10 protein-coding genes are annotated in these 11,744 nt (G+C 54.6%); 1 reads left to right on the top strand and 9 read right to left on the bottom strand.

All coding sequences use genetic code 11. From position 1 onward, the window contains the following. Positions 1-15 precede the first annotated feature (15 nt). Both LPB67_RS11510 and LPB67_RS11505 read right to left on the bottom strand, forming a co-directional pair. Positions 16-429: a hypothetical protein gene (locus tag LPB67_RS11510; protein WP_262837332.1), complete on the bottom strand. Its 414-nt coding sequence runs from the start codon at positions 427-429 to the stop codon at positions 16-18. A gap of 14 nt (positions 430-443) precedes the next feature. Then, a complete protein-coding gene (locus LPB67_RS11505; protein ID WP_262837330.1) occupies positions 444-2,474 on the bottom strand; it encodes a UvrD-helicase domain-containing protein in 2,031 nt (676 codons plus the stop codon). Between the two features lie 277 nt (positions 2,475-2,751). Here LPB67_RS11505 and LPB67_RS11500 point away from each other — a divergent pair, with 277 nt between their 5' ends. Beyond that, positions 2,752-3,234, top strand: coding sequence for an SRPBCC family protein (locus tag LPB67_RS11500; RefSeq protein WP_262837329.1), 483 nt, complete (start codon positions 2,752-2,754; stop codon positions 3,232-3,234). Between the two features lie 36 nt (positions 3,235-3,270). Here the strand turns inward: LPB67_RS11500 and LPB67_RS11495 are convergent, their stop codons facing one another. From LPB67_RS11495 to LPB67_RS11465, 7 genes are all read right to left on the bottom strand, one after another. Continuing rightward, positions 3,271-3,756, bottom strand: coding sequence for a DUF4405 domain-containing protein (locus tag LPB67_RS11495; protein ID WP_262837328.1), 486 nt, complete (start codon positions 3,754-3,756; stop codon positions 3,271-3,273). A 32-nt stretch (positions 3,757-3,788) separates the two neighbouring features. Continuing rightward, entirely contained in the window at positions 3,789-4,688 is a 900-nt protein-coding gene (locus LPB67_RS11490) for an FAD:protein FMN transferase (RefSeq protein WP_262837327.1), read from the bottom strand. Beyond that, entirely contained in the window at positions 4,685-5,236 is a 552-nt protein-coding gene (locus tag LPB67_RS11485) for an FMN-binding protein (protein ID WP_262837325.1), read from the bottom strand. The genes LPB67_RS11490 and LPB67_RS11485 overlap by 4 nt, the downstream gene beginning before the upstream one ends. Positions 5,237-5,272: 36 nt before the next feature. Beyond that, positions 5,273-6,610 carry an OprO/OprP family phosphate-selective porin gene (locus tag LPB67_RS11480; RefSeq protein WP_262837324.1) on the bottom strand — a complete coding sequence of 446 codons (1,338 nt, stop codon included), beginning with the start codon at positions 6,608-6,610 and terminating at the stop codon, positions 5,273-5,275. A gap of 73 nt (positions 6,611-6,683) precedes the next feature. Continuing rightward, the gene (locus tag LPB67_RS11475; RefSeq protein WP_262837322.1) at positions 6,684-7,970 is read right to left on the bottom strand and encodes a cytochrome-c peroxidase; all 1,287 of its coding nucleotides are present in this window, start codon (positions 7,968-7,970) and stop codon (positions 6,684-6,686) included. A gap of 428 nt (positions 7,971-8,398) precedes the next feature. After that, positions 8,399-10,588 (bottom strand): S46 family peptidase, encoded by a 2,190-nt coding sequence (locus LPB67_RS11470; protein WP_262837321.1) that lies wholly within the window; start codon positions 10,586-10,588, stop codon positions 8,399-8,401. A gap of 415 nt (positions 10,589-11,003) precedes the next feature. Next, on the bottom strand, positions 11,004-11,744 hold the full coding sequence (locus LPB67_RS11465; RefSeq protein ID WP_316685191.1) for a LytTR family DNA-binding domain-containing protein: 741 nt from the start codon (positions 11,742-11,744) through the stop codon (positions 11,004-11,006).

Below are 11,744 nucleotides of genomic sequence, written 5' to 3'. Positions count from 1 at the left end.
CGTACGCAACCATCACTACTTCATCCTGAAGCGATGTCCCAACACCAGCCAACTCGATGCGATCAGGCTATTCAAACCCAAAATCAATTGCGTCAGGACATGCGCAGGCAAGATCCAGACTTGCCCACGCGGCACATCAGCCTGCGTCACCGCGCTGATCACAGGAATCGCCCAGGCAGCCTCCGGCGTCACATCCAGCAAGACCTCGCCATCCGAATTGGTATGTATAAATAATTCGCCGCCCAAGGCCAGACGAAATGCGATGCCCTGCCCTAAGCTTTGTCCGTATTGCTGGCTATTGCCGGGCAATTTGGTGATGGCTTCCTGCAACTCACGGTTTTGCAAATCCATCCAGCCTTCGACATCTTGCGGGGTTTCCAGCGAAACCCAGGGATGGTCGGGGAAATCGGGGATTGAGTCGGTAGTCATTTTAGCTATTTTGATTATTCTTTAGGTCGGCTTAACAAGGCCTTCAAATTCGCCAGTCGATTCTGTGGCGTGATGGCTTCTTCTTCGGTCGGCAGCGCCGTCCCTTCATCGAGTTTCATCTCTTTGATAAAGCGCGAGACATCGCAATGCACCGGTGCGCCGGCGCGTTTGCGTTTTTTGCACCAGGTGATGTGCAGGCTGCGTTGGGCGCGGGTGATGCCGACGTACATCAGGCGGCGCTCTTCCTCAATCCGGGCAGCGATGGTCTCGACCGGGGCATCGGGATCGCCTTTGTGCGGCAGGATGCCCTCTTCCACCCCGACCAGAAATACGTGGGGAAATTCCAGTCCTTTGGACGCGTGCAAAGTCGACATGCGGACCGCATCGGGTTCTTCGTCCTTGCCCTCCATCATGGTCATCAGCGCGACCATCTGGGTCAGATCGAGCAGGCTGCGATGATCGTCGGTGCCTTCTTTACCGCCGCTGCCTTTTTCTTTCAGCCAGTTGGTAAAGTCCAGCACGTTTTGCCATTTGGCCTGTGCCGCACGATCGTCGAAACTGTCGTACAGATAACCTTCGTAATTGATCTCTTTCATCAGATCGTCGAGCAGGGAACTGGCATGACCTTCGCGGTGCGCATGCGCCTCGACCTGGTTGATGAAGTTGCAGAAACCGCGCAAAGGCGTGAGCTGGCGATCGGTGAGTTTGGCTTCGATGCCGCCTTTGAACACCGCTTCAAACAAGGAACACTGCCATTGTCCGGCGAAGGCGCCCAGCACTTCGAGCGTGGCCTGGCCGACCCCGCGCTTGGGCGTGGTGATCGCGCGGATGAACGCCGGGTCGTCGTCTTCATTGGCAATCAGGCGCAGATACGAAATGATGTCCTTGATCTCGGCCTTATCGAAAAAACTCTGGCCGCCGGAAATCGTATAAGGGATGCGTTCTTTGCGCAGCGCCTTTTCGATCACCCGGGCCTGATGGTTGCCGCGATACAGGATCGCGTAATCCGACCACTTGGCGCGGCGCTCGAAGCGATGCGCCGAGATCATGATCGCGACCTGATCGGCCTCTTGCTCATCGTCCTGCATGCCCAGCACCTTGACCGGATCGCCGAGTCCATGCTCTGACCACAGTAATTTTTCAAACAACTTGGGGTTGTTGCCGATCACCGCATTGGCGGCCTGCAGGATGCGGGTGCTGGAACGGTAATTCTGTTCCAGCTTGATCAGCTTTAAATCGGGAAAATCGATGCCGAGGGTTTTCAGGTTCTCGATGGTCGCGCCGCGCCAGGCGTAGATCGCCTGATCGTCGTCGCCCACCGCAGTAAACATCGGTTTCTTGCCGATCCCCGTGACCAGCAGCTTCACCAGTTCGTACTGGCAGGTATTGGTGTCCTGATATTCGTCGACCAGCAAATAGCGCAGACGGCGCTGCCACTTGTCGCGCACCGCTTCGTTGCTGCGAAACAGTTCGACCGGCAAGCGGATCAAGTCGTCGAAATCGACCGCCTGATAGGCCGACAAGGTCGCTACATAGCTGCGATAAATGCGCGCTGCCGTCGCCTCTTCTTCATCGCCGGCTTGCTGGATCGCAGTCTCTGGATCGATCAGGCCGTTCTTCCACAAGGACATGGCGGTCTGGATGCGCCGTATCAATTGCTTGTCGGTGGTGATCGCCAGATCCTGCACCAGCGAAAAACAATCGTCGCTGTCCATGATGGAAAAGCGATCCTTCAAGCCTAGCGCCTGCGCTTCCTGGCGCAGGATTTTGACGCCGAGCGAATGAAAGGTCGAGACCGTCAACTGCTTGGCTTTTTTAGGTTCTTGCAAGAGTTTGGCAATCCGCTCCTGCATCTCCAGCGCCGCCTTGTTGGTAAAAGTCAGCGCAGCGATATGCTTGGCGTCGTAGCCGTGCTTCTCGATCAGATTCGCAATCTTTTGGGTAATCACCCGCGTCTTGCCCGACCCCGCACCGGCCAGCACCAGACAAGGGCCGTCCATGTAATTCACTGCATCGCGTTGAGGTTGGTTCAGACCGTGGGACATGATTGAAGCGTAAGGGGATAAAAAGCGGAGGAGCAGAAGTATCAGCAGGCGCTATTGTAGCCGCAATCGGTCTGGCAACCGCTTTTGTCGCCGTTCTCTGCTAAGAATGGGGAAGACCGATGCCAGCGCGCACTATCCATGGGGCTTTTCAGACCATGGCCTGGAGAACCGCATCAATGCTGGCGTGCAGAGACGATGTTTTTTAAGTTCTCTGCCGCGGCTTGGTAATTGCGTCAGAAGCGGAGTAAACTAAGCGCCATCTGATAGGAATTAACGTATGAAATTTGAACACTTGATTGAAATCAACGACCTGACCAATCCATTGAATGACTTCATCACGCGCGAGCAACTCTGGCGCGGCTTGGTGATGCGGGCCGAATTGCCGAAACTCTTCGTGCCCTATCTGGATGAATGCAGCATCACTGAACGCACCGAGGCGAGCATGGCGCGCACTTTGCGTTATGGCGATCTGGTGATTAATGATCAGGTAAATTTTGTACACCTTCAACAAATTCATTACGATGTGGCGGCGCAAAAAGATATTCCGCAATCCTCATTGCGCATGACGATAGAAGAACCCGTGCCGGATGCATTTTTTGTGCGCTTTGTGTACGACGACGGTCATAGTGCGGCGGAAGATGCGGAAAACGAGATGTATAACGAATATCGCCGTTCGGCGTATCAGGAATCGGATATCGACACCATCCGCATCATCCGCGAGATGGCCGAAGCAGGCCGGCTGAATGCCTTGCCTTCGTAACAATACGCGTCGCTTTTTATCCCTATTGATTACAACTCAAGCCAAGGATTTGCGGCCCAGCACGATGTGCAATATCAGCAATAGCGGCAACGCCAGGCCAAGACTCCAGTGCGCGACGGACCAGATCATCCGGTTCTCGTCACTGGCCAGGTAGTACAAGGCATAACCGCTCAGCGTCAGCCAGGCGAGTGCGGCGATCATGCTCCAGCCGCTCCAGCGATTGCGCTGCGCCCGGTGCGCACGGCGTATATGCAAATGCAACAGCGTACCGATGGCAAAGCAGCTCAGCATGGCGAGCGCACCATGGACTTGCATGGCGGGATGCTCAAGCGGATGCACACTGTCGCCGAACTCGCTGCGGTGTTGCAATAGAAAATGCGCGATCAGCCAGACCAGGCCCGAAGCCGTCAACACGCTTCCCAGAACATACAGGGCAATGCGATGCCAGCGCTCCAGCCGAAAATACTGGTGGCGATTTTTTGGCAATGCGGGATGGTGCAGGCTGTGTTTGTGGGTGCGCATAGAAGAAGATCGTCGGATTTAATTGCGACGAATTAAATGTCAATTATAAAAGCATTCGCGGCAAATTCGGCTAAACACGGATGCTGCGCATTGCCGCTCGCGGCGACCACCTTGGTCAGACCGTCAGCCCAAAGGCATTCGGCAGCCCTAACCGATACGCTGCCCAGATCCGTTAAGGCGGCACCGCTGATGCCGTGGACTAAGGCGCTGACGGTCTGGTCGCGGGCGATACTTGCTGGCGCGCCAGTGTACTCAATCGCTTGTTCCCTTGTTGGCATCTTTAGCTGGCGTTGGGAAAAATAAGTCGCCGAAGTTGCCATCGCGGCATTCTGCAAACTCACGGTATGAGCGCTGCGCGTCGGGTCAGCAGGATGGCGCAGACCGATCGCCACAGGACGATCACCGATCACGCGCAAGTCGCCGCCGGCATTGACGCAGGCGTCACGAATTCCGCATTCTTGCAGCGCGGCGATGGCCTGATCCACCGCATAACCCTTGGCAACGCCGCCCAGGTCCAGCCAATCCTGGCGTAATTTTTTCAACCTGTGGTCTGGCAATAGCTCATACGCCACGGCTTGCGGCTGATAAGGCAACAGCGACCGTGCTGCCTCATCCATGCGCGGTAACAAATCCCATGCCATCAAGCGGCTGGCGATGCGGATATCAAACAAGCCTTTGCTGGCCTGCGTTAAACGCTGCGCCGCACTTAACACCGTATAGGTATGCGGATGGATGCTGAGCAGGCTGCCTGGCTCTGCGCGATTGATGCGTGTCAGTTCGCTGTCCGGCGCATGAAAGCTCATCAACTGGTGGATCAGGGCGATACGCTGAAAAGCGGCGCCAAAAGCGGCCTGCAAACGCATCTCGTCCAGAGTATCCGCGATGCCGATATCGACCAGCGTCCCCAACCAGGGTTGGGCGCGGCGTTTCATTTTTTTGCGGGAAGAATGGCGACTTGCGCGATCGCTGCGATGCGCCGCACACCGTCGGTGACGTGACTGCAAGACAAGGTGGCGCCGCTGATATTGGCAATCCCGTCGCCCGGGGCAAGATTGCTGCTAGCGGTCTTGCCGACGAATTGCTTGCGCCAATTGGCGTTCTTGATTTCCATGCCATGGCTTTCGCGGTAAGTCATGATCTCGACCTGGCGGATGCTGGCATCAAGGTGCAAGCCCACCGCATACGAGATCAGCTCAAACTTGCCGATCACCTCATCGAAAACGATATGGCCCAGCAATTTATCGTCCTTATACGCAGCGACCACCCGCCATGCGACAGAACGTGCCGGCAAACCGGATAGCTTCTCGACCTGGCGCATTTGCTCCAGGCTGAGTTGCAGATTGACCGGCTTAAAACTATTCGCTTCGGGGAAGATCGTTTGTTGCGCCTGCTCGGCTGTCAGGTATTGTGTGGCGAATGCCGTGCTGCTGACGCCGGCAAGCGCGCTCAGGATGAGTGGGGCAAAGGTGTTCTGGTTCATAGCGTGATTTTATCCTAGCCCCTTCCTGCTTTCTTATCAGAACGAATAACCGACGCCGAGGTTCAGGCGGTCGCGATTGTTATCGAGCTTGAATTTCTGGTAATCCGCCTTCAATACTACGCCTTCACCGATCTTGAAGCTGGTACCCAGGGTCGTGACTTTCTCGGTACCTGCGGCGGCGACGCCCAGACCTTGCGGTATCGGTGCATAGCTATTTGCTGTATTGAATTGCTCGTAGCGCAGGAAAGGCGTGAGGCTGTAGTCATTCGATTTCCACAATTGATAGGCGGCCTGGGTATACCAGCCGAAGAACGAAGACGGTACCGGTGTCGGCTGGCCGACAAAGGTCAGGTTAAGCGCTTCGGTATTGCTGATGGTGCCGCGGCTGTACAGCGCGGATAGATCCCAGCGACCAGGCGTGAAGCGGGTATGCACGTCCCACAACGTGACACGCGCATCATTGCCGGCGAAATTAGTCGTGCCATGACCGGCCTTGCCAGTGAAGACCGAACCGCCCACCAGCAGACCCGGGATGCCGCGCCAGTTCAGGGCGGCATGCAAACTCAGGTCACGCGACTTGGCGAGCTGGCCTTCCTGATGGATGCTGCGTAAAGGTGAGTCGCTACCGTCGCTGCTGGTCGCACTCCATTTGCTCAGATCAAAACCGGTGGTCAGGCCTGCATCCCAGCTCACGCCATTGTCATAGGAACCGGACAAGCCGGCACCGACTTCGCGCCAGGTAGTCGGAATGATCGCCGTCTCGACAAAATTGCGCTGTACACCGTAGTAGGCGGTCGGTTCATGCGTGGTGTTCAGCAAACCCACCGGCATCAGGAACAAACCTGCCTTGGCGCGCAGGTTATTGTTCAACTCGTGCTCGACATACAATTGCTCGACTTCGGTCTCGCCCTTGTCGCCGGAAGAAGCAATCGCATGCTCCCATTCAAACTCAGCCACCATTTTGGTTTTTTCATCGAAGCGATGGGTGATGCCGATCACCGCACGGCCGACATCCGTCTGCGCCTGGTTGGTGGCCTTGGTCGGACGTGAATAGCTGATTTCTCCGTAGCTGCTGATCACGGTCTTTTGCATCATGTTGCTGGCTGCGGACGCCATGCTGGCATTGCCTGCACTGACGGTTGTTGCATTGTTGGCGACCGTGGTGTTGACGGTATTTGCCAGCACCTCCTGTTTTTTCTCGACGATCGCTGCCTGCTTACGCGTAGCGACCAGTTCCGCTTTGATGGCGTCGAGTTCGGCCGCCAGTTTTTCTATCTTTTGCAATAATTCAGCTTCGCTTGCATGTACAGGCAGCGCAACCGCACTGCTGACAAATGCGATGCACAGCGCTTGGGCTAACAGGGTCTTTTTCATCTTGGTCTTTCGTTTTAATTAATGTTGGTATTCTTTAAAATCGGCTGGGTCATAGGCAGTAATCTGATGCTGATCAGGGTTTGTAGCCATCGTTCAAGGTGCCGAGGAATTTGACCACGTCGTCGATTTCGGCAGAGGTCAGTGCGGCAGGCATGCCGCGCTTGCGGTTGTAAGGAACTTCGGTGATATTCACATTGCCGACATACGCCGCAGGTAAATCGTCAAATTTCAACACGCTGCCATCGGCTGCCGTTGGGTACCATTCTTCCGGATTGGTATCGCGACGCACATAGAAGCCGAGCGCATCGCGTAAATTTTTAAAACGGCCGTTGTGGAAAAATACCTTGCGGGTGGCGACATTGCGTAATGTCGGAACCTTGAAGGCACCGCACAGATTGCTGCGTTCGGTTAAGTCGCTGCGATCCGGTCCGCACAGGCCGAGGTCAAAATAGCTTGCGTCGGCGCTGGCCGGAATCGCGTAATTGCGCGGCACACCGATATTGTCGTAACTAAAATCCGTGAACAAAGGCGAAGCGCCGTTCGACCCTTTGCTGCTGATATGGCAGGCCGCACAATTGCCCTTGGTCGGATTGTTGAACAAGGCCAATCCGCGCAACTCGGCAGCGTCGAGTTTTACACGGCCCGCCAGAAACTGATCGTATTTGGAATCATACGGATGAAACTCCTCATCTTCCTTTTGATACTGTTGCAAGGCGAACTGGATGCGGTCAAACGCCAGGTCGGCATTATCGAAAATGCCAGCGCCAAAAGCCTGTTTAAATTCGGAAGCGTACGCGGCACGTTGCAGCTTGGCGACGACATCGGCCTTGCTGGCATTGGCCATTTCATGCGGCGCCAGGAAAGGGCGCTCCGCCTGGGCAGACAAGCTTGCAGCGCGGCCATCGCGGTCAAAACCACCGCTTGGCTTACCATCCGCACCAAAGGAAAAAGCCGGTGTCAGGTTCAGGTAACGCAAGGAAGGCACGGCCCGAAAACCCGGCACATCCATATTCGGGCCGCCCAATTGCACGCTGAGATCATTGCTCTGTGCATGGGCGTTATCTGGATTATGGCAAGTCGCGCAAGACTGTTTGCCAGATGCCGACAGGCTGACGTCCTTAAAAATCTTTTCCCCCATAGTGGCAGGCGCACTCATGCCTGCACCGGCAGCTGGTGCAGACGAAGATGGATTGCCAGCAGAACCGCCACCGCAAGCGCTCAAACTCAATACCGTGCCGACCACGATGCTGAACAGACTCGTCTTGATGAAAAAATGGGAAGATGGATGTACTGCACTGAGCGCCGTTTGTTGTGCAATATCTTGCCGGCCTGTCGCAAACTTGCTGGAATTGAACTGCATTATTGTTTCCGTTGGATCGATACGGTAAGGCTACACTCGAAATCGATAATGTAAATGAGAATGATTCCAATTATAACTATATCGATGCCCAAGCACAAGGATGCGAGATCAGAAGTTCTCTGCCTCTGTAGTTTTATTAAGAAAAATCCATCCTTAAAAATCCATCCAGCCATAAGAATGGCATGTCGCCCCGTCAGAAGCAGGTCGCCAAGACTGTGTTTTCCGCACCACTCTCCCTGGTGCAGACCGAACTTACCGGTTGGTCTCGCACGGCATAGTTGTCAAGCATCGGGGCGTACCTGAGCGGCACGGCGATCCCTGTTCGAGGCCGATTTGATTGTAGGAGGATAAGAATGGAGGTGGAATTCGACCAGGCTGAAACAAAAATGGACACCTCGGTGTCCATTTTTGAGCATCAGGAAACGGGTTTATTCGACATGCATTTCTTTCAGCAAGTTGTTTGCTTTGTCGACATTCGTCATTTCCCACAAGATGTAACGCAGATCAACCTGGATGTCGCGCGTATTTGCATCATTGAAATCCCAATCGGAGATGATGGAATCGAGCGTGCCGTCAAATGCCAGCCCCACCAGTTCGCCTTTGGCGTTCAATGCTGCAGAACCTGAATTACCGCCCGTGATATCCAAGGTCGCCAGGAAATTCACCGGTACCGATTTCAGCTTGGCATCGTAGTACTTGCTGTCAGCACCGAAGTTGCTGATTTTGATCGCATCGAGTTGGTTTTGCGGTGCATTGAACTCACCGCTACCGGTGGCTTTCTTGGCGATGCCATGCAAGGAGGTGAAGGCAGTCCAGCTGGTACCGTCAGCACCGTTTGGACGACCGGCAATTTTGCCGAAAGTCACGCGCAGCGTGCTGTTCGCATCGGGGTATACCGCCTGGCCTTTACTATTCATGAAGGCGATTTTTGCTTTCATGTAGTTGGCATAGGCTTGCTGGATTTTACCGCCCATCTCTTCGTCACGCGCTTCGCGCTTCAGGCTCTCGTCATACATTGCCACTGCGGCTTTGATGAAACTGTCGTTGCTGGCTTTGAAGTCCTCAGGCTTGCGTTCCAGCCAGGGTGCGCGCTCTTCTTTGTTACCGAGCTTGCTGCCTGCATACAGCGTATCGAGCAGTGCTTTGATATCGGCTTCTTTCATACCGTCCTTGATACCCATCGCCGCATCGAAATTCGCATTGCGTTCTTTACTTGCCTGCGCCGCATACTTGGTCATGAAGTTCAGCACCAGAGCCTTATCGACGGCTTCGTCATAGCTACGCTCAACCGCAGCAATGCCGGCTTTAAAGCGCGGCAAGTCACGTGTCTGGTAACCGGATTTGCGCTCGGCGTCCGGCTTGGTCGATTCGTTCGCCAGACGATACAAGCTACGCGCTGAATTCAGCAAACGCGGCGAAGAGTAAGTCAGCAAGAAATCGCGGCGATTTTCTGCATCGCGCTCGGCGATCAGTTTTTCGATCGCGTCGATGTCGGCCGCATACATCTGTTTACGGCCTGCATCGGCATTCACCCAGGATTTCAGCTCAGCGTGTTCTTTTTGCTTACGCGCCAGGAAGTCGCTGCCGGCATAGCTGTCCAGCATGCCTTGACGGTTTTTGTAGTAGTTGTTGACGCCCGCGACCATGCCTGCGTACTTGAGTTTTTTGTCTTCATTGCCTTTGGTCTCACGCTCGATGATCGCAAGTTGTTCGCCTGCGGCTTTGACATACGCCGGATAATTCCAGTCGAAGGTATTTGATACTTCGGACGGCAAACGGTGACGGTTGGTGCGGCCTGGATAACCGGTCACCATCACGAAATCACCTTCTTTGACGCCGTCTTTCGCCAGACGCAGGTAATGCTTTGGCTTATAAGGCACATTGTCCTTGCTGAAGTCGGCGGACTTGCCATCCTTGCTGACATAGGCGCGCAAGAAGCTGTAGTCGCCGGTGTGGCGCGGCCACATCCAGTTATCGGTGTCGCCGCCAAATTTGCCTACGCCTTCAGCAGGCGCATGTACCAGGCGCACGTCCTTGATCTCCAATTGCTTGATCAGGTAATACTCCAGACCGCCGTAGTAAGGATAGACATTACAGCGGTGGCCGGCGTCTTTTTCGCATTCGGCGACCAGCGTTTTTTCATTTTTTTCGATGGCATCGACGCGCGCTTTGCCTGCCAGTTTGGCGACATCGGCTGTGATGATCTGGCCGCTGACATTATTCACATCGGTGGTGACAAACACACGGCTGCCTGGTGAGGCGGGCAATTCTTCTGCCATCGTCTTGGCGAGGAAGCCATTGGCCAGGTAATTTTTTTCCGGCGTTGAATTATGCGCAATGCTGCCATACGCGCAATGATGATTGGTGATGACCAGACCCTGATCCGACACGAAGGACGCGGAGCAACCGCCCAGACTGACAATTGCGCCCATAGGGAATTCAGTCAATTTCGTCAGCGTTTTTGGATCAAGCTTCAAGCCGGCGGCTTTCAATTGCGCAGCGACTGCCGGCAACTGTTGCGGCATCCACATGCCTTCGTTCGCGTAAGCGACGCTCATGGCGCTGCTTAATGCGGTCAGCGTAGTAACCGCGGTCATTAATACGAGTGATTTTTTCATCGGGGTCTCGAAATCTTTATGGGATTTATTGTTAAACAGGAGATGTGAAAATGAAGGTCTCAAATTCATAACATCGCAGTATCAGTTCGCCAAACCATGAAGTCAATACAATTGCTGACATATGATTTACCCGATTTTCCATGCCGAAGCGGGACAAAAAGCGGGACAAGCAGGGGACTGCTTTGGAATAGTCGGCGGCGTCGCGAAAAAATCGGTTTTTTTCGGGTTTTTCAACAAACTTTTTGAACTATTTAAAAAATACCTGCTCTCAGGCGCTCGCCGCATATCGGGGTCAAAGCGAGCAGATCGCGCTCAGTGGCATCCCGGCGTTTTTTGTCGACTCACCGCGGATCATGCGCAACTGGCGTTTGATTTACGCAACAGTCGCTGGCCGGTTTTTAGCTGCCGGCATCGTTTACATGATGTCTTTCATCCGCTCATAGCCGGTCCGGCTGATCGGAATCTGCTTGCCGGAACGCATCAGCGCGACATGGCTGTCCTTGCTGTAGCGTTCTACGCTTTGTAGGCGTTCGATATTGATCAGGTACGAGCGATGCACGCGCACGAATTTTTTGGGGTCGAGCTGCGCTTCGAGTTCGGATAAGGACTGGGTTTTCAGGTAAGACTTGCCCTCACTGACGATGCTGATGTAATCGTCCTGTGCTTCGACATAATCCAGCTTGTCGACCGGGATCACATGGACCTGGCCGCGGTCGCGGATCAAGATGCGCTCCAGTTGCTTGCTGGTATCCGTCAGCAATTGCTGGATCGCGATGCTTTGCGGAGTCGCGGTCTGGCCGAGCGACTTGCGCGCCTGTGCCAGCGCTTCGTCAAAGCGGCTTTGCGAAAATGGTTTCAGCAAATAATCAATCGCATGCAGATCGAATGCCTTCAACGCATATTGATCGTAGGCCGTGGTGAAAATCACGCCCGACCGGCGACCCGTCAGCTCCAGCACCTCTAGTCCTGTCAGCTTGGGCATCTGGATATCTAAAAACACCAGATCCGGATTCAACGCATTGATCTGTTTTACCGCATCGAGGCCATGCTCCGCCTCGCCAACAATCACGAGGTCCGTGTGCGTGCCCAGGTACTCGCGCACAAGGCGGCGCGCCAGCTCTTCGTCATCGACAATCATTACTTGTATAGGCTGCAT

Origin of the sequence: Undibacterium sp. Jales W-56 (assembly GCF_025548535.1) — a bacterium.
In the GTDB taxonomy this organism is placed as follows: domain Bacteria; phylum Pseudomonadota; class Gammaproteobacteria; order Burkholderiales; family Burkholderiaceae_D; genus Undibacterium.
This window is presented reverse-complemented; position numbering and strand designations above follow the sequence as displayed.